Here is a 24,390-nt window from a genome sequence, read left to right as displayed (position 1 = left end):
CACGGTCGTTCCCTCGCCCCGAACCGACCGCTCACCGGGCCGAACTCACCCGTTCGAGTGACCCGCCGTGAGCTTTTCCCCGGTTCGGACATCGTAGGAGTGGGCAAGCTTCCGGCGCCGACACCAGCGGCGCCGTCCCCCACCGACAGCGAGGAGCGAACTCCATGGTGCAGCCGAGCCCCCGCCGGACCGATGTTCCGGGAACCGCGATCACCACACCGCTCAACGAGGAGGGGTCCGCCGGCCGGACCACGATCTCGTCGCTGGTGGTGCAGAAGGTCGCCGGGCTCGCGGCACGCGAGATCGCCGGCGTCCACGCGCTGGGCGGCGGGGTGTCGCGCGCGTTCGGCGCGCTGAAGGAGCGGATTCCCGGCTCCGGCACGACGTCCACCGCGGGCGTCGCCGTGGAGGTGGGCGAGAAGCAGACGGCGATCGACCTCGACCTGGTCGTGGAGTACGGCGCGCGGATCGTCGAGGTGTCACGAGCCGTGCGGCGCAACGTGATCGAGGCCGTGGAACAAATCACCGCGCTCGAGGTGATCGAGGTGAACATCGCGGTCAACGACGTCCACCTGCCCGACGAGGACGACGAACCCGAGTCCTCTCGCGTGGAATAGCGCCGCGCGACTCTCCGACCACCCAGCACCAGGAGGAAACGTTGAACGCAACGCAGACCGGGATCCTCGCCGGGCTGATTCTCGGCCTCGCCGCAACCCAGGGGTTCACCGCCTTCCTGGTCACGTTCGCCGTGGGGGTCGTGGGGCTGGTCATCGGCCGCGTCGTCGACGGTGAGCTCGACCTCGGCGACCTCTTCGGCCGGGGCCGCGACAAGTGACCGGGCAGCCGCTCCCGGTCGACCTGCCGCGCGGCGACCTGGCCGAACCCGAGGAGCGCGGCAGCCTCAGCATCGCCCACGCCGTGGTGCGCAAGGTCGCGCAGCACGCCGCGGACCTCGTGCCCGGCACGGTGCAGACCGAACGCCGCGTCGCCGGCCTCACCCGGGGCCGATCCGGCGCGAGCGCGAAGGTCGACGGCGAGGACAACGACGTGGACCTGGCGCTGGAGCTCGCGTTGCGGTACCCGGCGCCGGTCCGGACCGTGACGGGTGACGTGCGCGCGAAGGTGACCGAGGAGGTCGAGCGGATCACGGCGTACCACGTGCGCTCGATCGCCGTGACGGTTTCCGCGCTGCTGCCCGACGTCCGGGCGCGGGTGCGCTGATGCGGTTCCTCGTGCGGTTCCTGTCCACTGTGCTCGGTCTGGCAGTCGCGGTCGGCGGGGCCCTGCTGGCGATCGAGGTCGGGTGGCGCTGGTGGCAGCCGGGCCGGGCACCGCTGATCGTGCCGTGGGAACGCTGGCGCGAAGACCTCGCCGCGCTGTCGTGGACCAGCACGTCCGTGCGGGTCACGGCGGTGGTCGTGCTCGTGGCCGGGCTGCTGTTCGTGCTGTTCGCCCTCACCGCGGGCAGCCAGGCCGTGCGGATGGCCGACCCGGCCGACGGGATCTGCGTGAGCACGTCGCCGCGGGCACTCGCGCGCCTGGTCGGGCTCGCCGTGCGCGCGCAGGCCAATGTCACCGGCGCGAGCGTGACGGCGAGCGCCCGGAAGGTGCGCGTGCGTGCGACCAGCCGGCTGGAGAACGAGGAACAGCTGCGGCCGCGGCTGCTGGAGACCGTCGCGACGGTGCTGGACGACGTCCCGCTCGAGCGCCGGCCGAAGGTGTCCGTGGTCGTCGACTCACCGAAGGACCGCCGATGACAGGCTCCACCGCAAGCCGTACATCGGCCCGTGCGCTGGCCCGTTCACACAGCGCCGAGCGCACGCTGACGTTCCTGCTCGGACTGGTCGCGGTCCTCGCGGGCGCGGCCGCGCTCGTGGTCGGACAGGGCTGGCTCGGCGAGTTCCGCGCACAGCGGCCGCTGCTCGACCCGATGGCCGTGAGCTGGCTGGCCGGGCACCAGCTGTCCGCGCGGATCGGCGCCGTCGTGCTCGGCGTGCTGCTGTTCGTGCTGGGGCTGTGGTGGTTCTTCCGCTCGCTGCGCCCCGAACGCCGTCCCGACCTGGCGCTCGACGAGACGCCGGGCGCCGAGCTCACCGTGACCGCCGGCGCGCTCGCCGGCGCGGTGCAGACCGACGCCGAAACCATCGCCGGCGTCACCCGGGCGAGGGCGCGCGCGGTCGGCACGTCCGCCGAGCCGGCGCTGCGCGTGACGCTGTGGCTGAGCGAAGGCACCGACGTCCGGCGCATCTGGACCGACCTCGACACGTACGTGCTCGCCCGCGCCCGCGAGGCGCTCGGGCTCGACTCGCTGCCCACGGCCGTGCGGCTCGAACTCGACACGACGGGCCCGGCACGCGTGCGCTGACCGCGCGTTTCGCACAGAATGCCCGCATGGCCCTCCCCGTGCAGGCTCCGATCAAGCCCATGCTCGCCAAGCCGGCGAAGGCGATCCCCGACACCGGCGGGCTGCTGTTCGAGCCCAAGTGGGACGGGTTCCGCTGCCTGGTCTTCCGCGACGGCGACGAGCTCACCCTGCAGTCGCGCGCCGAAAAGCCGCTCAACCGCTACTTCCCGGAGGTCGTGGAGCGGCTGCTGGCGACGCTGCCCGAGCAGGTCGTGCTCGACGGCGAGCTGGTCGTGGGCCGCGGCGGCAAGCTCGACTTCGACGCGCTGACCGAGCGCATCCACCCGGCCGACTCCCGCGTGCAGCTGCTGGCGAAGGAGACGCCCGCCGAGTTCGTGGCATTCGACGTGCTCGCGCTGGGCTCGGAGTCGTTCATGGACGAACCGACGTCGGCGCGGCGTGCGCGGCTGGAGGGCATCGCGGGTGAAGGCGTGCACCTCACGCCGGCCACGACCGACCCGGACACCGCGCGGCACTGGTTCGAGCTGTTCGAGGGCGCGGGGCTCGACGGCGTGATCGGCAAGCCGCTCGACGAGCCGTACTCGCCGGGCAAGCGCGTGCTGTTCAAGTACAAGCACTCTCGCACGGCGGACTGCGTGCTGGCCGGGCTGCGCTGGCACGTCGACGGCGAGCCGGGTGAGGCCGTCGGGTCGTTCCTGCTCGGGCTGTACGACGCCGACGGGCTGCTGCACCACGTCGGCGTGGTCGGCTCGTTCCCGGTCAAGCGGCGCCGTGAGCTGGCCGAGGAGCTGGCCCCGCTGATCACCGACGGCGAGGGGCACCCGTGGGTGGGCGACGCCGTGCGCGAGGGCCAGCGGATCCCCGGCGGCATTACGCGCTGGCGCTCGACCGAGCACGCGTGGGTACCGCTGAAGCTGGAGCGCGTGGTCGAGGTGGGTTACGAGCACACCGAGGGCGGCGAGCCCGCGCGGTTCCGGCACACCGCGCAGTTCAAGCGGTGGCGCCCGGACCGGGAACCGGCGTCGTGCGGCTACGCGCAGCTGGACGAACCGGCGCGCTACGACCTGTCGGCGGTGTTCCGCGGCGAAGTCGTGCGGACCCGCTAACTTCCGCGTCACACCCGGCGTGCCAAGCTCGTCGGACAGCTCCACCGATACCACGTGAGGACCAGCCCGTGCGCCGCCGTTCCACCAGCCGCCCCCGTCTGCGTGCACTGGTGGCAGTGCTGGTGGCGGCGTTGACCGTCGCGGGCTGCACCACGGGACCGTCGGTGCGCCCGGCGGTGGTGGACAACGACGGTCAGGCCACGCAGCCGCCGGCCCCCAGCGCCGCGCCCGTGCCGCTGCCGCCGCTCGCGCAACCGCAGGGGTCCAGCCTGCGCTGGACCGACTGCGACGACGACACCCGCCAGCGCATGGGCTCCCCCGCCGCGCCGGACTCGCTGCACTTCACGTGCGCGCGCCTGACCAGCCCGCTCGACGCGCCCGACGACACACAGCACCTGCTCGCGCGCATCCTCGTGCTCAAGGCCGGCGACGGCCCGATCCCGCTCGTGGTCGTGAACGACATCGGCGGCGAACCCGGCTCCGTCTTCGCCGCGCGCCTGGCCTCGCAGCTGCCACCCGCGTTCCTGCAGAAGTTCTCGCTGATCGGCGTGGACCGCCGCGGCACCGGCCTTTCGGGCGGCGTGCAATGCGTGCCCCCGGAAGCACGCGAAGCGCTGCTCGGCGCCGACCCGGCCCAGGGCGACCTCTCGGACGTCCTCGACGCGTCTCGCCGCGCCGGCCAGCAGTGCGCCATCGACCTCGACACGGCCCAGACGGCGCTGGACAGCTGGCGCACCGCGGGCGATCTCGAGGTGCTGCGGACCCAGCTCGGCGTGCCGCACCTCAACGCCCTCGGGCGCGGTGATGGCTCGAAGGTGCTGTCGGAGTACGCCGTGCGCTATCCCGCGCAGGTGGGGCGGATGGTTCTGGACGGCCTGCCGGATCCTGGACAGGATCGTGCTGCGGTGCTGGACGCTGTCGCGGCGGGTGCGCAGGCGACGTTGGATGCGTTCGGGGCTGATTGCGCGGCTCGTGGGTGTTCGATGGGGGATCCGAAGGCGGCGTTGAAGGCCGTGACCGACCGCTTGCGCGCGGCGCCGGAGACGACTCCGGACGGGGTCACGGTGACTCCCGGTATCGCGACTTACGCCGTGTATCTCGGGTTGGCTGACCGCACGCGGTGGCCTGCGCTTGCCGATGCGCTGGCTGCGGCCAAGTCCGGCGACGTGACTGCGCTGGAGTCGTTCGCGGACCCGGTGATCGTCGATGCGCAGGGGCGTACGTCGCGGATCGGCGGCGTGATGGCGACTCGGTGCAACGACGCGGCTACCCGGCTGCCTGCTGATCAGATCAACAAGGTCGACGAGGGCATGCGGGCCAAGTATCCGCAGTTCGGGTCGGCTGTTGCGCAGGAGCTCGCGTGGTGTGGGGCGTGGCCGGTGCGTCGGGAGCCGTTGCCTGCTGCCGGGGCACCTGGCGCACCGCCGATTTTGGTCGCTGCGACGGCTGCTGACCCGGTGACGCCGGAGATCGGGACCACGCGGGCTGCGGATCAGATGCCGAGTGCGGTGACCATTTCGTGGCAGGGCGCTGGGCATGGGGCGGTCGGGCAGTCGCCGTGTGTGACATCGGCTGTTCAGGCGTTTTTGATCGATGGGAAGGTTCCGACTGACGGGACTCTGTGCCCGGCTTGACAGGGGGTTCACCGTGACCGACAGCACTGTGGCCGAGGTGCTGGCCGAATTGGCCGCCCTCGAGGACCCGAGATCTCGTGCGGTGAACGAGAAACATGGTGATGACCATGGGGTGAATCTCGGTAAGTTGCGTGCGCTGGCCAAGAGGTTGAAGACGCAGCATGAGCTTGCTGTTGAGCTTTGGGCTACTGGGGACAGTGCTGCGAGGCTGGTGGCGGTGCTGATTTGCCGGCCGAAGTTGTTTGAGCCTGTTGAGTTGGACGCGATGCTGCGCGGGGCTCGGACGCCGAAGGTGCATGACTGGCTGGTGGGGTATGTCGTGAAGAAGTGTCCTCATGTTGAGGAGCTGCGGGTTGCGTGGTTCGGTGATTCGGATCCGGTGGTGGCCAGTGCTGGGTGGGCGTTGACTACTGATCTTGTGGCGAAGGCTCCTGATGGGCTGGATCTTGGTGGGTTGCTGGATGTTATTGAGGGTGAGATGAAGGATTCGCCCGAGCGGTTGCAGTGGGCGATGAATCATTGTCTTGCGGAGATTGGGATTGAGCATCCGGGTTTGAGGGGTCGCGCGGTGGGGATTGGGGAGCGGTTGGGGGTTTTGAAGGATTATCCGACGCCGGCGAATTGTACGTCGCCGTATGCGCCGGTCTGGATTGCGGAGATGGTTTCTCGGAAAGCCAAGTAGGGACGGCTCGGCGCGGAGCGCACCATTGCCGGATATCGGGGGCGGAGATGGGCACCCCGATTTTTGATCGTCACTACGGTAGAGATCGGGGGGCCGGGCGGGGGAAGGTTGCGGGGAGGGGTTGGGAGAGCTTCGTTTGCGTTGCCGGGTGGGGGTTGGGTAGAGGCAAGAACGCGGGGAGGTCAGGTAGGCGGTGAGTTGCGTCGCCGGGCTGAGGGTGAGTAGAGGCAAGAGCGAGGGGGGCTTGGGTGGAGGGTGAGTCGCGCGGCCGCGAGGCAGGCGGGTAGAGGCCAGAGCCCGCAGGATTGAGGGGGTGGCGGGTTCTATGTGCGGCCGGGAACTGAGAGGTCGCAAAAGCCGCCGAGGTAGGTGCGGTGCAGGCGGGCGGCAGGCGGGGCGCAGGGTATGGGCTGGGACTGGGACTCAGCGTTTCGGCGCTAGACGTCCGGCTAGCCGAAGGGCGCATCACCAGCCGGAAGCGGCGAAAATACTCAGAATTGAGCGAACCGGGGCCGCATAACTGCGCGCGATTTCAAAGGCAACCACACCACCCGAATTGCGCCGCTCTTGCCCCCAGTCAACCACCACCCGGCAGCGCAACCCACCAGCCCACCTATCCCCTCCCCGCAACCTTCCCCCGGCCGGCCCCCCGATTCTTTTCCACAACACGGTCTGGGTCGGTTTGTCAAGGTACTCTTTCCCGCCTTGACAAACCGACCCAGACCGTAGTGACAATTAATAATCGGGGTGCCCACCCACACACCCTTATATCCGGCAATGGTGCGCTCCGCGCGCCGAGCCGGCACCCAAAAACCTACTGCCGATACCCCTCAACCTCACCCACAGACCGCACCGACGCCTCATCCGGGTTCTCGTGGAACTCCGTCCGAGCGCGCCGCTGCCTCAACAGGTCCCAGCACTGGTCGAGCTCCTGCTCCACCTTCGTCAGCTTCGTCTGGTCGTCACCGGACAGCCCGGTACCGACTGAACGCGACCGCAGCTGGTGCTCTTCCGCGATGAGCTCGTCGATGCGGCCCAGGATCTCGCCGTTCGCCATGGGTGGTCCTCCTCACCTCGTACTAACCGGCCCATGACGCTACCCGCCGCCGGGGAATTCCCGCCCGGCGCCGTCCGTTGACCCCATCATGAGCACCGTTGAGCTGACCACCGCCAACTTCGACCAGACCGTGACCGACAACGACTTCGTCCTGATCGACTTCTGGGCGAGCTGGTGCGGGCCGTGTCGCCAGTTCGCGCCGGTGTATGACAAGTCGTCGGAGAAGCACTCCGACATCGTCTTCGCCAAGGTCGACACGGAGGCCGAGCAGCAGCTGGCCGCCGCGTTCGACATCCGGTCGATCCCGACGCTGGCCGTGATCCGCGACAAGACGCTGATCTACGCGCAGCCGGGCTCGCTGCCGGAGCCGGCGCTGGAGGACCTCATCCGCCAGGCCCGCGAGGTCGACATGGACGAGGTCAAGAAGGCCGCCGCAGAGCAGGCCGAGCAGGCCGCCCCGGAGCAGGCCTGACGCACCACCCCCGAGCAAGGGGCCACGAACGACGAAGGCCCCCTCAACCACGGATGACGTGGTGGAGGGGGCCTTCGCAGGTCCTCAGGAGCGGGTGACGAGCCCGCGCAGGAAGAACGCCAGGTTGGCCGGACGCTCGGCGAGCCGGCGCATGAAGTAGCCGTACCACTCGTCGCCGCACGGCACGTACACGCGCATCGTGCGCCCCTCGGCCGCGAGGTTCTTCTGCTCCTCCGGGCGGATGCCGTAGAGCATCTGGAACTCGTGGTCGCCGGGCTTGCGGCCGTTGTCGGCGGCCAGCTTCTTCGCGATGGCGATCATCCGCGGGTCGTGCGAGGCCACCATGGGGTAGCCCTCGCCCGCCATCAGCACGCGCAGGCAGCGCACGTAGGACGTGTCGACCTCGGCCTTGTCCTCGAACGCCACCGACGAAGGCTCCGCGTAGGCGCCCTTGCACAGCCGCACGCGCGACCCCGGGCCGGACAGCTCGCGGCAGTCCTGCTCGGTGCGCTTGAGGTAGGCCTGCAGCACCGCACCGACCCACGGGTACTCGCCGCGCAGCTCCCGCAGGATCGCGAGCGTCGAGTCCGTGGTGGTGTGGTCCTCCATGTCGAGCGTCACCGTCGCGCCGACCGCCTCGGCCGCCGCGCAGATCTTGCGCGCGTTCTCCAGCGCCACGCCCTCGCCGTCACCGGGCAGGAACTGCCCGACGGCGGAGAGCTTCACCGAGACGTCGGCACCGGCGGCGAGGCCCTGATCGGCGAGCGCCGAGAGCAGGTCCTCGTAGGCCCGGACCGTGGTGGCCGCCTGGGTGGCGTCGGTCGTGTCCTCACCGAGATGGTCGATGGTGATCGACCGGCCGTCGGCGGCCAGCTCGCGCGCGGCGCGCACGGCGTCGGCGGTCGTGGACCCGGAGACGAAGCGGCGCACGACGGATCGCGTCGCGGGCACTGCTTCGATCAACGCGCGCATCCGCCGGGATCGGGCGGCGGCGAGCAGCGGGGCACGCAGCATGGCGGTCTCTCCCTCAGCCCTGGTGCGGGTAGCGCACGGTGGTCGGCGGCACGAACGTCTCCTTGATCGAGCGTGGGCTCGTCCAGCGGAGCAGGTTGAAGATCGAGCCGGCCTTGTCGTTGGTGCCCGAAGCGCGGGCCCCGCCGAACGGCTGCTGCCCGACGACGGCACCGGTCGGCTTGTCGTTGACGTAGAAGTTGCCCGCCGTGTAGCGCAGCGCCTGCGAGGCCTTGGCGACGGCGGTGCGGTCGTTGGCGATCACGGAACCGGTGAGCGCGTACGAGGCCGTCTCGTCGATGACCTTGAGCAGGTCGTCGAACTGCGCGTCTTCGTACACGTGGACCGACAGGATCGGGCCGAAGTACTCGGTGCTGAAGATCTCGTGCTTCGGGTTGCCCGACACGAGGATGGTCGGCTGCACGAAGTAGCCCACGCTGTCGTCGGCGGTACCGCCGGTGAGGATCTCGACCTCGGCGTCGCCCTTCACCCGCTCGAACAGCGACGCGTGCTTGTCGAACGCGCGACGGTCGATCACAGCGCCACCGAAGTGCGACAGGTCGCTGACGTCGCCGTAGGTGATGGCTTCGGTCTCGCTGACCAGGCCGTCCTTCAGCTGCTCCCACAGGCTGCGCGGCACGTACGCACGCGAAGCCGCGGAGCACTTCTGGCCCTGGTACTCGAAGGCGCCGCGGACCAGCGCCGTGCGCAGCACGTCGAGGTCGGCCGACGGGTGCGCGAGCACGAAGTCCTTGCCGCCGGTCTCGCCGACCAGACGCGGGTAGCCGCGGTAGCCGGCGATGTTCGCGCCGACCGTGCTCCACAGGTGCTGGAACGTCGGCGTGGAACCGGTGAAGTGGATGCCTGCCAGGTCACGGTGCGTCAGCGCCACCTCGGACACGGCCTTGCCGTCGCCGGGGAGCAGGTTGATCACGCCCGGCGGCATGCCGGCTTCTTCGAGCACCCGCATGGTCAAGTGCGCGGCGAAGCTCTGCGTCGGCGAGGGCTTCCACAGCACGGTGTTGCCCATGAGCGCGGGCGCGGTGGGCAGGTTGCCGGCGATCGCGGTGAAGTTGAACGGCGTGATCGCGTAGACGAAGCCCTCGAGCGGGCGGTGCTCCATGCGGTTCCACACGCCGGGCGAGCTGGAGGGCTGCTCGGCGAGGATGCGTCGGCCGAACTCGACGTTGAAGCGCCAGAAGTCGGCGAGCTCGCACGCGGCGTCGATCTCGGCCTGTGTGGCGGTCTTCGACTGGCCGAGCATGGTGGCGGCGTTGAGCGTGGCGCGCCACGGGCCGGTGAGCAGGTCGGCGGCGCGCAGCAGCACGGCGGCGCGGTCGTCGAACGACAGCGCGCGCCACTCCGGGGCGGCCTTGCCGGCGGCGGCGATGGCGTCCTGCGTGTCTTCCTTCGACGCGCTGGTGATGGTGCCGAGCACGTGGCTGTGGTTGTGCGGCTCGACGACGTCGATCTTCTCGCCGCCCCCGGCGCGCTGCTCGCCGCCGACGGTCACGGTCAGGTCGACCGGACCGGCCTGACCCAGTTTCTTCAGCGCCCCTTCCAGCTCGGCGCGCTCGGCGCTGCCCGGTGCGTAGGTGTACACCGGCTCGTTCTTCGGGGTGGGTGTCTGGGTCACGGCGTCCACGGCGGCTCCCTCGGGTCTTTCTTCTGCGGTGCTTCTAGGTACTGGTGCTCTGTACTGCTGGGATGCCCGAACGGTAACTCCGTAACGCGCCGGCAGGTTTGTCCGACCGGCTAGAATCAGGGTGATGAACTTGTCCGATCGGATGAAGGTGGCCCGGTGACAGCCGAAGCTTCCGATGGCCTGCCCGCCACCTCGCTGCGCCACGTGCTGGCGACGCTGGGCGAGCCGCTCGTACGGGTGCTCGTGGCGCCTCAGGGGCTGGGCGTGCGGGTCGACGACGTGGTGATCCTCGACCCCGAAGACCCGCCGGAAGCCCACCCGGGTGACCTCGTGCTGGTGATCGGCGCGCGCGGCCGGGCGGCGGCCGCGGCCATCCGAGCGGCCGGGCGCGGCGGCGCGGCCGCGGTGGCGGTGAAGGGCGAGGGCGGCACGGACGTGGCGGCCGACGCGGGCGTCGCACTGCTCACGGTGGGGGCCGAGGCGCGGTGGGAGCAGGTGGAGGCGCTGGCGCGCGGGGTCGTCGACGCGGCCCGCGCCGGCGGCGAGGCCGAGACCGGCGAGGTGCTGGGCGACCTGTTCGCCCTGGCCCAGACAGTCGCGACGCTCACCGGCGGCCTGGTCAGCATCGAGGACACCGCGAGCCGCGTGCTGGCGTACTCGCGATCGTCGGACGAGGTCGACGAGCTGCGCCGGCTGTCGATCCTCGGGCGCGAGGGACCCGAGCGGTACCTGGCGATGCTGCGGGAATGGGGCGTCTACCAGCGGCTGCGCGCGGGCGAGGGGATCGTGCGGATCGACGAACGGCCCGAGCTGGGCATCCGCCGGCGCATCGCGGCCGGCATCCACGCGGGGTCGCAGCCCCTGGGCACGATCTGGGTGCAGGAGGGCGCCACGCCGCTCACCGAACAGGCGGAGGTGGCGCTGCTCGGCGCGAGCCGCACGCTGGCGCCGCAGCTCATCCGGGCCCGCACGCTGCCGAGCCCCCAGCTGCGGCTGCGCGAAGACCTGCTGGCCGGGCTGCTTGAAGGCCGCGTCGACGCCGAGTCGGTGGCCGACGACATCGGCGCCGATCCCGCGCGGCCCGCGCAGGTGCTGACGTTCGCGTTGTCGTCGACCGGTCCCGCCGCGTCGGACCGGCTGCTGCGGCGCGCGGAGCTGGTGCACCTGATCGCGGTGCACACCGCCGCGTACCGGCGCAGTGCCCTGGTGAGCGTGCTGGGCGCGCGCGTCTACGCGTTGCTGCCCGACCTGCCGGAGCATTCGGACGCGGCGGTTCTGGCTCTGGCCAAGGAGATCGTGACGGCGGCGGAGCGGCACCTCGACGTGCCGGTGCGTGCCGCGCTCGGCGGCGTGGTCCCCCGGCTGTCCGAGGCGGTCGCGTCTCGCGGTGACGCGGACCGCGTGCTGCTCGCGATGGCGCGCGGGCGCTGGCCCGAAGCCGTCGCGTCGCTGGCGGATGTGCGCGCCGACGTGCTGCTGTCGGAGGTGCTGGCGTACCTCGCGGACCAGCCGCGCATCCGCGACCCGCGGCTGACCGAACTGCTGGCGCACGACGCCGACCACGGCGGCATCCTCGTGCCGGCGGTGCTCGCGTACCTCGACGCGTTCGGGGATGCGCGCGCGGCCGCGAAGGCGTTGAACATCCACCCGAACACCGTGCGGTACCGCGTGCGGCGGGCAGCGGAGGTATCCGGTGTCGATCTCGGGGATCCGGCTCAGCGGCTGCTCACACAGCTGCAGCTGCGGCTGTAGAAACCTTGTGCGGGGCGGAGTGCGGCCTCGCTAGGGTGCGGCATGGATCTTTTCCCCCGGGCCTGGGGCGCCCTGCAGGAAGCCGTCCACTCCCTCGACGACGCGCAGTGGGTCGCGCCGTCCGGCTGCGCCGGGTGGCTGGTGCAGGACCTCGTGTTCCACCTGGTCATCGGTGCGCAGGACATCCTCGTCACGCTCGTGACGACCACCGACGCGCCCGCGACACGCGACGCCGTGACCTACTGGGAGCCCGGCGAACCGGGTGCCGGCACGGACGCGGAGTCGGCGTTCGTCCGCCGCGGCGCCGTCGCGTACTCCGGGCCGGCCTCGCTCACGCACCACTTCGACGACCTGGCCGTCGCCGCCGGGAAAGCCGCGGCGGCCGCGGATCCCGCCACTCGCGTGCAAACCCGCGACGAAGTGCTGACGGTCGCGGACTTCCTCACGACGTACGTGGTCGAAGCGACGCTGCACCACCTCGACCTGACGCTGCACCTGTCCGGTGTGGACGGTCCGCCGGCGTCGACACTGGCTGCGACGCGGGCGATCGTGGAGGGCGTCGCCGGTCAGCCATTGCCGTCGGAAGACGACCGGGAAGCGCTGCTGTATGCGACGGGCCGGCTGCCCGCTCCGCCGTCGTGGGACGGTTTCGGGCCGGTGGCGCTGGGATGATCGTCTGATTGAACGGCACGTTCGGCGCCTGCAAGACCACGACCGCGCGTGAGCTCGCCGGGCAGCTGGATTGACCGCTCGTGGCGCCGCAGACGATCCTCGTCGAGCGGTACGCGCGGGAGATCTTCGACGGGCTGGCCGCAAGCGGCATAACGGTGCACCACTTCGTGCTGCACGCCGACCGCGACGAGCTGCGCCGGCGCATCGAGGCCGACGAGCCGGGTATTCGGCAGTGGCGGCTCGATCACCTCGACGCGTACGAGAAAGCCCTGCCGTGGCTTGAGAAATCGGCCACAGTGGTCGACACGGCGGGCACGCCGCCGGCCGAGGTGGCGCGCACGATTTCGGCCGCGGTGAACTGAAGAAGGTGAGCTGAGGGCTGGGGCAGCAGCACTTCTGCCCCAGCCCCGCGCGTCACGCCGTGACGAGGCTGAACCGGCGGCGTTCGACGTCGATCTGCTCGATGCGCACCGACAGGCTCGCACCGACTTCAGGAGCGGCGCCGCGGTCGGTCACGAGCAGGCCCTGGATGCCGGGCGCCACCTCGACGAACGCGCCGAACGGCAACTGCTGCACGACCACGCCGTCGAGCACTCCGCCCGTGGCGTGCTCGGACAGCCAGGAGCGCCAAGTGGTTTCCGCGGCGCTGGTTTCCGATGTGGACAAACGATTTCACCTCCCTTCGCGAACCGCAGGAATGTCCTCGGAAGTTCGCTTCAGGAGGGTGGGCCACGGGCCCACCGGGGGGTCACGGCAAGGCCGGGTACCCCGTCTGCTCACGGCTCTCGGCCGACCCGGCAGTCATGCGTTCACCGTAGCAGTGTGTTCCGCCGCGGGTAAGCGTTTTTAGGCTGAGACCGAAAGCCCGGCCAGCTCCGCGAGCGCGGCGAACGATTCGACGCGGGCAACCTGGTCGTAGGTGCTCGTGCTGACCAGGAGCTCGTCGGCCCCGGTGGCCTCGACCAGCTCGCCGAGCCGGCCGGTCACCTCGGCGGGGGTGCCGCCGATCTGGCTCGCGACGATGTCGTCGAGGCGCGTGCGTTCGCGGTCGGTCTTGGGCAGCGCCAGGATCTCGTCGACGGGCGAGAGCGGCGGGAAGACGCCGTGGCTGCGCGAGTACACCGTCGACCACGCCTCGGGCACCAGCAGCCGGCGCGCCTGTTCGTGGGTATCGGCGACGGCGACCGATGTCGACACGACGACATACGGCTCGGTTCCCGCTCCTGCGAATGTGTCCCGGTACCGACGGATGGCCTCGACCATCGCCCGCTCCCCGCGCGCCGGCGCGATCACCAGCGGCAGGCCCAGCTCGGCGGCGAGGTCCGCGCCGGAGCCGGTGGCCAGCAGAAACGTCGGCAGGCTCAGCCCTTCGGCCGGGATCGCGTGCACGCCGGGGTAGGCCGTCTGGTCGCCGCTGAAGAACGCGAGCAGCTCGCGCACCTGGCCGCCGAAGTCCTCGGCCGCCTCGCGCCCCTGCCCGAGCGCTTGCCGCACGCCGTCGGTGAAGCCCACGGACCGGCCCAGCCCCAGATCGATCCGACCCGGGAACAGCGATTCCAACACCCCGAACTGCTCCGCGACCACCAGCGGCCGGTGGTTCGGCAACATCACGCCGCCCGTGCCGACGCGGATCCGCGACGTCACCGAAGCGACCGCCGCGACCAGCACCGTCGGCGCCGACCCGGCCACCCCGGGCACGCTGTGGTGCTCCGACACCCAGAAGCGGTGGTACCCGAGCCCCTCGATGTCCCGCGCGAACGCGACGGTGTCCCGCAGCGCCTGCGCGCTACCCCGCCCGCGCCTGGCGGGCGAACGGTCGAGCACGGAGATCCGGAACGTCACGCTTGGATCAACACGGCCGCGTGGCCGCGGATTCCCCGGCGTGACGAGCTACGGCCGCCAGCGTTCGCTGTAGTCCGGGTGCTCGGCGTGCGGCAGGGCGAGCAGCCGCAGCGTCAGACACCAGTTCGAACCCGCCTCGTCGGCCGGGACGTGACAGGTCTCGCACCAGTATTCGCTGCCGTACAAAGGAAAACCGGGGACCTTTTCCGACACCGTAGTGCGGTGGGCGAGCATGATGCGGCGCGTGACCTCGACCTCGTTGATCATCTGGTTGACGACGTCGAGGTCGGTGTCGCCGAGCGCGCGCACGCGTTGTTCGACCGCGACCTTCGTCTCGCCGCGGTTGAGCGCCTCGCCGGTCTTCGCCTTCTGCACCGCCTGCATGATCAGCGCCTGCCGCTGACCCACCCGCGCGGCGAGGAACGCGATCAGGTCGTCCACGAAAGGCCTCCCTCCTCGAGCCGGACTCCTCCGGCGCGGGATAGTCGCCGCGCGGCGCCGGGGCGTTACGCGCCGGATGTGCCGCAGGGGACAACCCGAGCCCGCCGGACGCTACTCCACTCCCAGCCTGACCTGCGGGAACGTTACGCAGCCGTAAAGGTGGGAATTCTTCGCGTTCGCCGAAGTTGATCACGGACGGTGAGCACCCGCGGCGACGAGACGATCACTCGGTGTCGGGCCGCGCCTTGCTCGGCTGCACGCGCTTGGGCTCACCCGGCATCTTCGGGTAGTCCGGCGGGTACGGCAGTTCCGCGCCGCCGAGGTCGCGGTCGTCGCGTTCGTACCACTCCAGCAGGGTTTCGAGGCCGAACGCCGTTTCGTCCATCGGCGCATGGAGGTCGCCGTGCTCGGCCAGGAAGGCCGGCACGGTGAGCACGTCGAAGTCGTCCGGGTGCACGTCGTCGAGCATTGCCCAGGTCAGGGGCGTGGACACGGTCGCGCGCTGCGTCCCGCGGACCGACCACGTGGAGGCGACGGTGCGGTCGCGCGCCGCCTGGTTGTAGTCGAGGAACACGCGGCCGCCGCGTTCCTCCTTCCACCAGGAAACGGTGGCCTTGTCCGGGATGCGGCGTTCGACCTCGCGCCCGAGCGCGATCACCGCGTGGCGCACGGCGATGAAGTCCCACTCCGGCCGGATGCGCACGAGCACGTGGACCCCGCGTCCGCCGGACGTCTTGGGGTAGCCGGTGAGCCCCGCGGCGGCCAGCACCTCGCGGACCACGCGCGCCACCGCGACGGCGTCGTCGAAGCCGGCCGAGTCCGGCGGGTCGACGTCGATGCGCAGCTCGTCCGGATGGTCCACATCGGACCGCCGAACGGGCCACGGGTGGAAGTCGAACGTGCCGAGGTTCGCCGCCCACGCGAACACGGCGGGTTCGGTCGGGCAGACCTCGTCAGCGGTCCGTCCGGACGGGAACGTGATCCGCGCGGTCTGGACCCAGTCCGGCGCGCCCTTGGGCACGCGCTTGGCGTAGAACCACTCGCCCGCCACGCCGTCGACGTAGCGCTTGAGCGTGGTGGGCCGCTCGCCGATCGCGCGCAGCAACGGCTCGCCCACCGCGAGGTAGTGCTCCACCACCTGCCGCTTCGTGATGCCGCGCTCCGGGAAGTACACCTTGTCCGGGCTCGTGACCCTGACGGTGCGCTCCCCCACCTGGTACTCGACCGGATCGCCGTTCTTGGGCATGGGCCCACCGTAGCCGGATCCACGCTGCGCGCCTGCCGATCACGCTTTCCTCTACCGTGGACCGGGTGTCCGGCAGAACCAAGCTGATCCTCGCGCTCACCGTGCTCGCCCTCCTCGCGGCGGCCGCGGTGTTCCTGCCGATCCCCGGCCCGTCGGACCTGCGCCGCTGGGCCCAGGCGACCGGTCCGGCGACGCCGCTGGTGCTGCTGGTCGCGTACTCGTTGCTCACCGTTGCACCCATTCCGCGCACCGTGTTCAACCTCGCGGCCGGGCTGCTCGTCGGCAGCGTCGCGGGGATCGCGATCGGCCTGGTGGCGACGACGATCGCGGCGGGCCTGTCGTTCGCGCTCGCGCGGCTGCTGGGCCGGGACCTCGTGCTGCGCCACCTGCACCGGGCGCCCGTGCGCATCGTGAACGAACGGCTCTCCGGCGGCGGTGTGCTGGCGATCACCTCGCTGCGGCTGATCCCCGTCGTCCCCTTCGCGCCGCTGAGCTACCTGTGCGGAGTGTCGACGGTGAAGCTGGTGCCGTACCTCGTCGGCACGCTGCTGGGGAGCGTGCCGGGCACGGTCGCCGTGGTGGTGCTGGCCGACGCGCTGACCGGCGACACGCCGCCCGTGCTCCTGGCTTGCTACGCCGTTTTCGCCGCGGCCGGAGCCGTCGGCCTGGTCAGGGTGCTGAAGAAGCGCACTCCCGCCGTCGGCGAGGAAGAGCCCGCCGTCTCCGCACCGGCTGGCTGACGGCGGCAACATCCACTCGACCGCTACACTCGTTCGGGTGCGCGAGGGGTATCCGCGCTGAGTAAGGCCACGATCACCGGGATTTCGTCAGGAGCGGTCGCCATCGACACCGGTCAGCTGATCGCGGGGCACTACCGCCTCGTCGAGCACATTGGTAGCGGTGCCATGGGTGTGGTGTGGCGCGCCGTCGACGTGCGCCTGGAACGGTCGGTGGCGATCAAGCAGATCCTCCCCCAGCCGGGCGTCTCCGAGGCCGAACGCGACAACATGCGCCAGCGCGCCATGCGCGAGGCCAAGAACGCGGCCCGCTTCCAGCACCCCAACGCGATCGTGGTCTTCGACATCGCCGAACACGGCGGCGACCCCTGCCTCGTGATGGAGTTCCTCGACGGCCCGAGCCTCTCGGCCGTGCTGGCCGAGCAGGGCACGCTGCCCGTCGGCCAGGTCGCGCGCATCGGGGAGCAGGTGGCCGCCGCGCTCGTCGCCGCACACCGCTCCGGGATCGTGCACCGCGACGTGAAGCCCGGCAACATCCTCATCGACGAGACCGGCACCGCGAAGATCACCGACTTCGGCATCTCGCGCGCGGCCGGCGACATGACGCTCACGCAGACCGGCCTCATCGGCGGCACCCCGGCATACCTCGCGCCCGAGCTGGCGCGCGGCGCCGACCCGGTGCCCAGCTCCGACGTGTTCGCGCTCGGCGCCACGCTCTACCAGGCCATCGAGGGCCAGACGCCCTACGGCAACACCACCAACCAGCTCGCGCTGCTCTACGCGGCCGCCAACGGCCAGATCAACCCGCCGACCCAGGCCGGCCCGGCCACCGCGCTGCTGATGAGCCTGCTGCGCAGCGAGCCCGGCGAGCGCCCGAGCATGGCCGAAGCCCGCGAAGGCCTGGCGAAGCTCGCGTCGGGCGAGCCGGCCGGCCCCGAGCTGCTGTCGTCGGGCCCCACCGAACGCCTCGACCGCGGCGGCTCACGTCCGCCCTGGCAGCGCGTCGACGGCCCGAAGCCCGGCGCCCCGATCCCCGCGCAGAAGGCCCCGTCGAACCCGCCGCGCACCCCGACGGCGGCGTTCATGCCGATGCGCTCGCCCGCCGCGCCGCCCAACACGCCGCCGCGGCCCCAGCCGGCTCCCCCGGTCCGGCCGACGCAGCAGCAGCCCCGCCCGGCCCCCACGGCCGCCGCGCCGAACTACCGCAACGCGTCGAGCACGCCGCCGCCTCCGCCGTCGGACAACAAGCGCAAGTTCGCCCTGCTCGCGGGCGGTGCCGCGGCCGTGGTCGTGATCGCGGTGGTGGTGTTCCTGGTGCTGAGCTCGGGCAGCGATGACCCGGGTGGTTCGAACACCGCGAACCAGCCGCAGCAGACGAACTCGACCGGCGCGCCGAACACCCCCAGCGCCGGCCCGTCCGCATCGCCGCCGGTCGCCGGGCTCGGCCAGACGCCGAACGACGGCGGCAAGCTCGCGCTCTCACCCGCCGGCCAGCGGGTGATCGACTTCTACAGCTTCCCGCAGGACACGGCGGCGGCGTGGGCGATGCTCACCCCGGCCGCCCAGCAGGTCTACGGCAACCAGGCGGCGTTCGGCCAGTACTGGCAGCAGTTCGGCAACGTGAACAGCAGGGTCGCCCGTGGCAGTTACAACGCCGACAACTCGGTGACCATCTCGGTCACCGTGGTGTTCCCCGACCACTCGGAGCCCCGCGTGTTCCGCGTCGTCAACTCCGGCGGGCAGATCCTGATCGACTCGAACACGAAGAGTCAGAAGGACGCCACCCAGGGCTGATTCGCGCCCGCGCCGACACGGGATTCCGCTGACCGCGACACAAATCGGAATTGTCACCCGTCCGACGACTTACGCCGCTACAGCTCGATGCAATAGCTTCATTTGGTGATCAATCGGACGAATTCCCGAAACCGTAGATCCCTCGCAAAGCGGGCATTGGCTGTCGCACTTTCGGCCGCCGCGCTGACGGTCGGCCTCAGCAGCCAGGCCGACGCCTCGCCCCACGCCGTGACCAGCGGAGCTCCGGGCACAATGGTGACCACCTACGAGGCCGTCAACATCCGGCAAACTCCGTGGTCGACCAGCAAGAAACAAGGCAGTTACCCCGCCAACTACACGGTGTTCGGCATCTGCTGGGCACACGGGGAACCCATTTCGGACAATGGTGTCGTGAGAAATGACGTCTGGGTTTCCACCGGCGTCGAGAACGGCGTGCATTCCTTTTTCATCAGTGCCGTTTACCTCAAAGGCGATTCTCTGGGCGGAATGCCCGTAGGCGCTCAGTGCCCTTGACGCGCCGGGCACCGCCGTCACCAGGAGCTACACCACGGTGGCGAACCAGTGAGACTCGCCGCGCGGGGAGTGTGGTGAACAGGGGTGATGGCCTACCGTGGAGCCATGGCCGAGAGCGGAGCTGTACAGCCGGGCTGGAATCCTCGGTTCCACGAGGATCTCGTCGGGCTGGATCCGTACGACCCGGAGGCGCGCGCGTTCGCCGCGCACCTCGACCGGATGGAGCGCACGGGCCCGACGTTCACCGTCGAAGCGTGCCTCGACCAGGTCTCCGACTTCGCCGATTCCAGCAGCCGCGCGGGCGGGCTGCGCTACTGGGTTTCGGCGCTCATCGCGGCGTTGATCGTGCTCGGGGTGATCGTGACCGCATGGCAGATCGTGACCCACGCGATCGCTTTCCTGGCGGGGTAACGTGGGCGACGTGAAAGGTATGAAACCCGTGGTCGGCACCACGCCCCGTGTGGTGAAGTCCGAGCAGGAGTGGCGCGAGCAGCTCAACCCCGAGGAGTACGCGGTGCTTCGCCAGGCCGGCACCGAGCGGCCGTTCGTCGGCGAGTACACCGACACCAAGACCACCGGCGCGTACGAGTGCCGCGCCTGTGGTGCCGAGCTGTTCCGCAGCGACACGAAGTTCGAAAGCCACTGCGGCTGGCCGTCGTTCTTCGACCCGGCGGACTCCGACGCCGTGCTGCTGCGCGAAGATCGCACACTCGGCATGAAACGCATCGAGGTGCTCTGCGCCTCGTGCCACAGCCACCTCGGCCACGTCTTCGAGGGCGAGGGCTACGACACGCCGACCGACCAGCGCTACTGCATCAACTCGATCTCGCTGAAGCTCGTTCCCGAGACCGAGTAACACCGACGATCACCGAAGAGCGCCCTCCCCCACCGGGAGGGCGCTTTTTTCTGTCTTCGGGCAACCACAGCGCTTTCTCCCGCGTGCATCAGGCACGACGCACCGGGGAGGCGCCATGACACTCATCGCCACCATCGCCGGGACTGTGATCGGCGTGCCCAGGTGCGCGGCCTCCGCTGTTCTCGAGCCGCGAGCCGGCGGCAGGCCGCGCCACGGAACGTCTCCTCCGCCCGGCCGGAAACCCAAGCCCCTTCAGATCGGTTACCGGCCCGCCCGTCTCGGCGGTGGCAGGCTTTACCTCGGCTCAAGCTGCGGTGGCGGCTCGGGGTGCGGCGGCGGTTCCGGCAGCTGTTGACGGAACCGAGGCGCCGCGGACGGCGTCAGTTGTGCCGACCCACCCGGTGAACCGGGTCGGTAGGGTCCGGCGATCGCGAGGGTGAGGGAGGCACACCGTGGACGAAACCTGGGGGATTTCAGGACCGCAGTTCCTGGCGTGGTACGGAATAGCGCTGGCTCTCGTGCTCGCGGTGCAGGTGGTGTGGCCGCGCGTCGCGCGCACGCGGGCGGTCGAGCACACCGGTGAACTGCCGGACGTCTACCACCTCGCGTACCTCGCCGGCGGGCCCGAGCGCGTGGCCGACACGGCGATCGCGGCGCTGGTGGACCGCGGCCTGCTGCGCGTGAACAGCGAAGGGCTCGTGACGGCCGCGGGGAAACACCCGTGGCACAAGATCGAACGCTCGGTGCACGAAGGCGCCAAGGGTGCCAAGGGCGGTACCACGCGCAGCCTGCGGGCCAAGGCCGCCCGGTCGAAGGCGATGAGCGACCTCGAGGCCGAGATGCAGCGCGCCGGCCTGCTCACCTCCGGCAGCGAAGCGCGTCCGTTCCACACCACGATCTTGCTGGCCTTCCTGGTTCTCCTGGCGATCGGCGCCGTGCGGTTCGTGACGGGTGCGTCGCACGGCCGGCCTGTCGGCTGGCTCTTCCTGCTGCTCGTGGTGGCCCTCGTGCTGACGGTGGTCGCCTCCGTCGTGCGCGGCCGCAAGCGCGTGGGGATCACGCCGAGGGGCCAGGGGGCTCTGACGCACGCCCGGTTCTCGAGCCGCACGCAGGGTGCGGTGCGGCCGGCCTTGCTGCTCGCCGGAGCGGCCGGCGCCGTGGCGCTGGGCGGGCTCGCGATGTATCCGGACGACGAGCTGAGTGCGGCGCTGATCCCGCCGTTCCAGCCGTTCGCCGGGTCCGGCGGTGGCTCGTCGAGCGGTGGTTCGTCGTGCAGCACCTCGTCCTCCTGCAGCAGCGGGTCTTCGTGCAGCGGTGGTTCCTCGTGCAGCAGTGGTTCCTCGTGCAGCAGTGGTTCCTCATGCGGTGGCGGGGGTTGCGGTGGTTGACCGGCTGGGCGTCGGCATCGGCTGGCGGGCCGAGCTGGACCTGTCGATCGCGCGGCTGCCGGGCGTCGACTGGGTCGAGGTCGTCGCCGAGAACCTTCACGCGCCGCACCTGCCCGAGAGCCTGCTGGCGTTGCGGGAACGCGGCCTGCCCGTGCTGCCGCACGCCGTGTCGCTCTCGCTCGGCGGGGCGGAGCCGCTGGATACGAAGCGCGTCGAGCACCTCGCCGAGCTGGCCCGGGCGCTCGACGCGCCGCTCGCGAGCGACCACGTGTGCTTCGTCCGCGCGGGCGGGCTCGACTCCGGGCACCTCATGCCGCTACCCCGCACGCGCGAAGCGCTCGACGTGCTCGTGGCCAACGTCCGCCTCGCCCAGTCCATTGTGGACGTCCCCTTGGCACTGGAGAACATCGCGGCCGTGCTCCAGTGGCCGGAGAACACGTTGTCGGAGGAGCAGTTCCTCGCCGAGCTGACCGAGCGCACGGGGTGCCTGCTGATCATCGACGTGGCGAACCTGTATGCCAACGCGCGCAACGTCGGCACCGACCCGGTGGCGTTCCTCGACGGGATTCCCTGGGAACGCCTGGCCTACGTGCACATGGCGGGCGGCGTCGAGCGCGACGGCGTCTACCACGACACGCACGCGCACCCGGTGCTGCCCGAGGTGCTCGACCTGCTCGCCGAGCTGCGCCGCCGCACCGACCCGCCGGGCGTGCTGCTGGAACGCGACGACGACTACCCCACCGACACCGAGCTGGCCGCGGAGCTCGCCGCATTGCGCGCGACGGTGACGGCGTGAGCCGCGAGGAGCTCGCCGCTCGGCAGGCCGCGCTGCTCGACGCGTTGCTCACCGGCGCCCCGCCCCCGCCGGGTTTCGCGCCGGACCGGCTGCGCGTCGAAGCCGACGTCCTGCTCACCAAACGCCGCCGGCTCATAGCGTATCTGCGCCCCGACCTGGCCGAAAGCCTGGGCGAGCGCTTCGGCCCGCTCTTCGACGCCTACGCCGGCGCGCACCCGAAAACCGACGCGATCCGGGCGCGCGAGTACGCCGACGCGTTCGCGGCCTGGGTCGCCGCCCGAGAACCCGCGAAGCGGCGGCGCTGGTTCAGGAGCTGACCGGGTGCCACACCGCGCTGTCGGCTCCGGGCAGGTGTGACGCGTGGTCCCAGTGCGGCTGGGCGCCCGGCAGGTCGCCCGCCATCTTCACGCGGGTGAGCTTGCCGAAGTCGCTGTCGACTTCTTCGACGAGGTCGCCGTAATCCGCTGAGTCCACACTGGACACAGCCGACTCCTTGCGCCCCAGCGAATCCAGCCACCGGCCCGTTCCCGCGAGCGACAACCGCACGTTCCAGCTGCCACCCTCGACGACCGTGCGGCGCACCGCCGTCATGATCGCCGCGGCCGCGAGCCAGCCCGTGGTGTGGTCGAGCGCCTGCGCGGGCAGCGGCGTCGGCCGGTCTGTGCCGGCGACGCGAGCGCCTTCCTCGGCGATGCCCGACGCCATCTGCACCAGGCTGTCGAACCCGCGACGGCGGGCCCACGGGCCGGCCCAGCCGTAGGCCGACAGGTCGACCGTGACGAGACCCGGCCTCAGCTCGGCCAACACCTCCGGACCGAATCCGATTCGCTCCAGCGCGCCGGGGCGGAACGACTGCAGCACCACGTCGGCGCGCGCGATGAGCTTCTTCAGCCGCGCGCGGCCGCCCTCGGTGTCGAGCGCGACGAACCCCGAACGCTTGCCGTGGCCGGTGTCCATCGTGAGCGCGGGGATGCGCGGCAGGTGCGCGGCGCCGACGTGCAGCACGTTCGCGCCGTGGGCCGCGAGCACGCGACCGGCGACGGGCCCGGCGAGCACGTGCGTCAGCTCCAGCACCCGGACCCCGCCCAGCGGCCGGTCGGAGTCGAACAGCGTGTTCTTCGGCGCGTCGCCGATCTGCCGGATCTCGGCGAGCGGCAGGCCTGCGACGGCCTGGCCCTGCGGGTGCGCGAGCCACTCGTCGCGCGAACGCATGAGCGCGGCCGCGCCGCCCGCTGTCACCACGGCGGACTCGACCTCGGCGGCCGTCTTGGCGGCCACGGTCTTCGCGACGGACTCGCGCTGCGCGGGCACGCCGAGCGACCAGCACACGGCGGCCTCGTGGCGCGGGTAGTTCGCGTGGAGCTTGACCCAGCCGTCGGACGCGAGGTAGTCGCCGGCGATCGGACCCCACGGGCTCGGAGGCAGCTCGCCGTTCACGCGCACGAAGGCTTCGCTGCGCACGGCGGCCGCGGCGTGGCGCGTGTCGGCGCCCACCGTGCCGGGGTCGATGCCGCGCAGGCGCAGCAGCTCACCTGCGGCGAGCGTGGCGGCCGCGATGCCCGCCGTCGCGGCGGCCTCGACCCGGAAAGTGCCGGGCAGCAAGGATTCGTCGCCGGTCAAGGACACGGCCGGGAGGGATTCTCCGGTGAGCGTCTGCCACACCCCGGCCAGCACGTCCTGCACGGCGGTTACGGCAGTGCCGCGACGAGCTCGGCGGGCGCCACGCGCGTGCCGGTGTAGAACGGGATCTCCTCGCGCACGTGGCGACGGGCCTCCGTCGCGCGCAGGTGGCGCATCAGGTCGACGATGCGGTGCAGCTCGTCGGCCTCGAACGCGAGGATCCACTCGTAATCGCCGAGCGCGAACGACGCCACGGTGTTGGCGCGCACGTCCGGGTAGTCACGGGCTTCCTTGCCGTGGTCGGCGAGCATCTTGCGCCGCTCCTCGTCCGGCAGCAGGTACCACTCGTAGGAGCGGACGAACGGGTACACGCAGATGTACTTGCGCGCTTCCTCGCCGGCGAGGAACGCCGGGATGTGGCTCTTGTTGAACTCCGCCGGGCGGTGCAGCGCGACCTGGCTCCACACCGGGGTCGACGCGCGGCCCAGCGGCGTGCGCCGGAAGCCGTTGTAGGCGGCCTGGACCTGCTCGATCTCCTCGGCGTGCCACCAGACCATGTAGTCGGCGTCGGCCCGGAGCACGGACAGGTCGTAGACGCCGCGCACCACCACGCCCTTGTCGGCGAGCCCGTCGAGGAACTCCGCCGTCTCCTGCCCCGCGGTCCCGCGGTCCTCGCCGAGGCGGCCGGGCTCGACCCGGAAGACCGACCAGGCGGTGTAGCGGATGCTGTCGTTGAGCTCGTTGTAGTTCAGCCGCGCCAT

At 71.0% G+C, this 24,390-nt stretch carries 29 protein-coding genes; 20 read left to right on the top strand and 9 right to left on the bottom strand.

The window, feature by feature from the left end; translation table 11 throughout:
- Window positions 1-164 precede the first annotated feature (164 nt).
- The 8 genes from K1T34_RS31565 (at window position 165) to K1T34_RS31530 (ending at window position 5,787) form a co-directional block, all read left to right on the top strand.
- Window positions 165-617, top strand: coding sequence for an Asp23/Gls24 family envelope stress response protein (locus tag K1T34_RS31565; RefSeq protein WP_220238398.1), 453 nt, complete (start codon window positions 165-167; stop codon window positions 615-617).
- 41 nt (window positions 618-658) lie between these two features.
- Window positions 659-835, top strand: a complete 177-nt coding sequence (locus K1T34_RS31560; RefSeq protein ID WP_220238397.1) for a hypothetical protein — start codon at window positions 659-661, stop codon at window positions 833-835.
- Complete coding sequence (locus K1T34_RS31555; protein ID WP_255637697.1) at window positions 832-1,221, top strand: Asp23/Gls24 family envelope stress response protein; 390 nt, start codon at window positions 832-834, stop codon at window positions 1,219-1,221. Before K1T34_RS31560 ends, K1T34_RS31555 begins: the two co-directional genes overlap by 4 nt.
- A complete protein-coding gene (locus K1T34_RS31550; protein WP_220238396.1) occupies window positions 1,221-1,757 on the top strand; it encodes a DUF6286 domain-containing protein in 537 nt (178 codons plus the stop codon). Before K1T34_RS31555 ends, K1T34_RS31550 begins: the two co-directional genes overlap by 1 nt.
- Window positions 1,754-2,365 (top strand): alkaline shock response membrane anchor protein AmaP, encoded by a 612-nt coding sequence (locus tag K1T34_RS31545; protein ID WP_220238395.1) that lies wholly within the window; start codon window positions 1,754-1,756, stop codon window positions 2,363-2,365. The genes K1T34_RS31550 and K1T34_RS31545 overlap by 4 nt, the downstream gene beginning before the upstream one ends.
- Window positions 2,366-2,391: 26 nt before the next feature.
- Window positions 2,392-3,471 carry an ATP-dependent DNA ligase gene (locus K1T34_RS31540; RefSeq protein ID WP_220238394.1) on the top strand — a complete coding sequence of 360 codons (1,080 nt, stop codon included), beginning with the start codon at window positions 2,392-2,394 and terminating at the stop codon, window positions 3,469-3,471.
- 68 nt (window positions 3,472-3,539) lie between these two features.
- Window positions 3,540-5,105, top strand: coding sequence for an alpha/beta hydrolase (locus tag K1T34_RS31535; protein ID WP_220238393.1), 1,566 nt, complete (start codon window positions 3,540-3,542; stop codon window positions 5,103-5,105).
- 13 nt (window positions 5,106-5,118) lie between these two features.
- Complete coding sequence (locus K1T34_RS31530) at window positions 5,119-5,787, top strand: DNA alkylation repair protein (protein WP_220238392.1); 669 nt, start codon at window positions 5,119-5,121, stop codon at window positions 5,785-5,787.
- Between the two features lie 814 nt (window positions 5,788-6,601).
- Here the strand turns inward: K1T34_RS31530 and K1T34_RS31525 are convergent.
- Complete coding sequence (locus tag K1T34_RS31525) at window positions 6,602-6,844, bottom strand: DUF2630 family protein (protein WP_220238391.1); 243 nt, start codon at window positions 6,842-6,844, stop codon at window positions 6,602-6,604.
- Between the two features lie 88 nt (window positions 6,845-6,932).
- Between K1T34_RS31525 and trxA the strand changes: the two genes are divergently transcribed.
- Window positions 6,933-7,316 carry a thioredoxin gene (gene trxA, locus K1T34_RS31520; RefSeq protein ID WP_220238390.1) on the top strand — a complete coding sequence of 128 codons (384 nt, stop codon included), beginning with the start codon at window positions 6,933-6,935 and terminating at the stop codon, window positions 7,314-7,316.
- A gap of 84 nt (window positions 7,317-7,400) precedes the next feature.
- Here the strand turns inward: trxA and K1T34_RS31515 are convergent, their stop codons facing one another.
- Together K1T34_RS31515 and pruA are read right to left on the bottom strand one after the other, a co-directional pair.
- On the bottom strand, window positions 7,401-8,330 hold the full coding sequence (locus K1T34_RS31515; protein WP_220238389.1) for a proline dehydrogenase family protein: 930 nt from the start codon (window positions 8,328-8,330) through the stop codon (window positions 7,401-7,403).
- 13 nt (window positions 8,331-8,343) lie between these two features.
- Window positions 8,344-9,972, bottom strand: coding sequence for an L-glutamate gamma-semialdehyde dehydrogenase (gene pruA / locus K1T34_RS31510; protein WP_220238388.1), 1,629 nt, complete (start codon window positions 9,970-9,972; stop codon window positions 8,344-8,346).
- Between the two features lie 156 nt (window positions 9,973-10,128).
- On the opposite strand from pruA, the gene K1T34_RS31505 reads away from it, so the two are divergent.
- The 3 genes from K1T34_RS31505 to K1T34_RS31495 all read left to right on the top strand — a co-directional run bounded on the left by K1T34_RS31505 (window position 10,129) and on the right by K1T34_RS31495 (window position 12,758).
- Window positions 10,129-11,724: a CdaR family transcriptional regulator gene (locus K1T34_RS31505; protein WP_255637696.1), complete on the top strand. Its 1,596-nt coding sequence runs from the start codon at window positions 10,129-10,131 to the stop codon at window positions 11,722-11,724.
- A 42-nt stretch (window positions 11,725-11,766) separates the two neighbouring features.
- Window positions 11,767-12,396, top strand: coding sequence for a maleylpyruvate isomerase N-terminal domain-containing protein (locus tag K1T34_RS31500; RefSeq protein ID WP_220238387.1), 630 nt, complete (start codon window positions 11,767-11,769; stop codon window positions 12,394-12,396).
- Window positions 12,397-12,476: 80 nt separating this feature from the next.
- Entirely contained in the window at window positions 12,477-12,758 is a 282-nt protein-coding gene (locus K1T34_RS31495) for a hypothetical protein (protein ID WP_220238386.1), read from the top strand.
- 52 nt (window positions 12,759-12,810) lie between these two features.
- Here the strand turns inward: K1T34_RS31495 and K1T34_RS31490 are convergent, their stop codons facing one another.
- The 4 genes from K1T34_RS31490 to K1T34_RS31475 form a co-directional block, all read right to left on the bottom strand.
- On the bottom strand, window positions 12,811-13,062 hold the full coding sequence (locus tag K1T34_RS31490; RefSeq protein WP_220238385.1) for a S1 RNA-binding domain-containing protein: 252 nt from the start codon (window positions 13,060-13,062) through the stop codon (window positions 12,811-12,813).
- A gap of 180 nt (window positions 13,063-13,242) precedes the next feature.
- The gene (locus K1T34_RS31485; protein ID WP_255637695.1) at window positions 13,243-14,238 is read right to left on the bottom strand and encodes an LLM class flavin-dependent oxidoreductase; all 996 of its coding nucleotides are present in this window, start codon (window positions 14,236-14,238) and stop codon (window positions 13,243-13,245) included.
- A gap of 48 nt (window positions 14,239-14,286) precedes the next feature.
- Window positions 14,287-14,679, bottom strand: coding sequence for a DUF6221 family protein (locus K1T34_RS31480; protein ID WP_220238384.1), 393 nt, complete (start codon window positions 14,677-14,679; stop codon window positions 14,287-14,289).
- A 223-nt stretch (window positions 14,680-14,902) separates the two neighbouring features.
- Window positions 14,903-15,925 carry a DNA polymerase domain-containing protein gene (locus tag K1T34_RS31475; protein WP_220238383.1) on the bottom strand — a complete coding sequence of 341 codons (1,023 nt, stop codon included), beginning with the start codon at window positions 15,923-15,925 and terminating at the stop codon, window positions 14,903-14,905.
- Between the two features lie 65 nt (window positions 15,926-15,990).
- Here K1T34_RS31475 and K1T34_RS31470 point away from each other — a divergent pair, with 65 nt between their 5' ends.
- The 8 genes from K1T34_RS31470 to K1T34_RS31435 all read left to right on the top strand — a co-directional run bounded on the left by K1T34_RS31470 (window position 15,991) and on the right by K1T34_RS31435 (window position 22,326).
- Window positions 15,991-16,665, top strand: a complete 675-nt coding sequence (locus tag K1T34_RS31470; protein ID WP_220238382.1) for a TVP38/TMEM64 family protein — start codon at window positions 15,991-15,993, stop codon at window positions 16,663-16,665.
- A 117-nt stretch (window positions 16,666-16,782) separates the two neighbouring features.
- On the top strand, window positions 16,783-18,456 hold the full coding sequence (locus tag K1T34_RS31465) for a serine/threonine-protein kinase (protein ID WP_220247510.1): 1,674 nt from the start codon (window positions 16,783-16,785) through the stop codon (window positions 18,454-18,456).
- Window positions 18,457-18,561: 105 nt separating this feature from the next.
- Window positions 18,562-18,969: a hypothetical protein gene (locus K1T34_RS31460; protein WP_220238381.1), complete on the top strand. Its 408-nt coding sequence runs from the start codon at window positions 18,562-18,564 to the stop codon at window positions 18,967-18,969.
- 105 nt (window positions 18,970-19,074) lie between these two features.
- Window positions 19,075-19,380: a hypothetical protein gene (locus tag K1T34_RS31455; RefSeq protein WP_220238380.1), complete on the top strand. Its 306-nt coding sequence runs from the start codon at window positions 19,075-19,077 to the stop codon at window positions 19,378-19,380.
- 19 nt (window positions 19,381-19,399) lie between these two features.
- The gene (msrB, locus tag K1T34_RS31450) at window positions 19,400-19,825 is read left to right on the top strand and encodes a peptide-methionine (R)-S-oxide reductase MsrB (protein WP_220247509.1); all 426 of its coding nucleotides are present in this window, start codon (window positions 19,400-19,402) and stop codon (window positions 19,823-19,825) included.
- Window positions 19,826-20,277: 452 nt separating this feature from the next.
- Window positions 20,278-21,213 carry a TIGR04222 domain-containing membrane protein gene (locus tag K1T34_RS31445; protein ID WP_220238379.1) on the top strand — a complete coding sequence of 312 codons (936 nt, stop codon included), beginning with the start codon at window positions 20,278-20,280 and terminating at the stop codon, window positions 21,211-21,213.
- Window positions 21,206-22,009 carry a DUF692 domain-containing protein gene (locus K1T34_RS31440; protein ID WP_220238378.1) on the top strand — a complete coding sequence of 268 codons (804 nt, stop codon included), beginning with the start codon at window positions 21,206-21,208 and terminating at the stop codon, window positions 22,007-22,009. The genes K1T34_RS31445 and K1T34_RS31440 overlap by 8 nt, the downstream gene beginning before the upstream one ends.
- Window positions 22,006-22,326 (top strand): hypothetical protein, encoded by a 321-nt coding sequence (locus K1T34_RS31435; RefSeq protein WP_220238377.1) that lies wholly within the window; start codon window positions 22,006-22,008, stop codon window positions 22,324-22,326. Before K1T34_RS31440 ends, K1T34_RS31435 begins: the two co-directional genes overlap by 4 nt.
- Here the strand turns inward: K1T34_RS31435 and K1T34_RS31430 are convergent.
- Window positions 22,316-23,692, bottom strand: a complete 1,377-nt coding sequence (locus tag K1T34_RS31430; protein ID WP_220238376.1) for a CoA transferase — start codon at window positions 23,690-23,692, stop codon at window positions 22,316-22,318. The two genes, K1T34_RS31435 and K1T34_RS31430, sit on opposite strands and share 11 nt — an antisense overlap.
- Window positions 23,693-23,697: 5 nt before the next feature.
- Window positions 23,698-24,390 (bottom strand): hydrogen peroxide-dependent heme synthase, encoded by a 693-nt coding sequence (gene hemQ, locus K1T34_RS31425; protein ID WP_220238375.1) that lies wholly within the window; start codon window positions 24,388-24,390, stop codon window positions 23,698-23,700.

Source organism: Amycolatopsis sp. DSM 110486 (genome assembly GCF_019468465.1).
Lineage (GTDB): Bacteria > Actinomycetota > Actinomycetes > Mycobacteriales > Pseudonocardiaceae > Amycolatopsis.
Note: the sequence above shows the minus strand (reverse complement) of the source record. Positions and strands in the feature narration are given on the sequence as shown.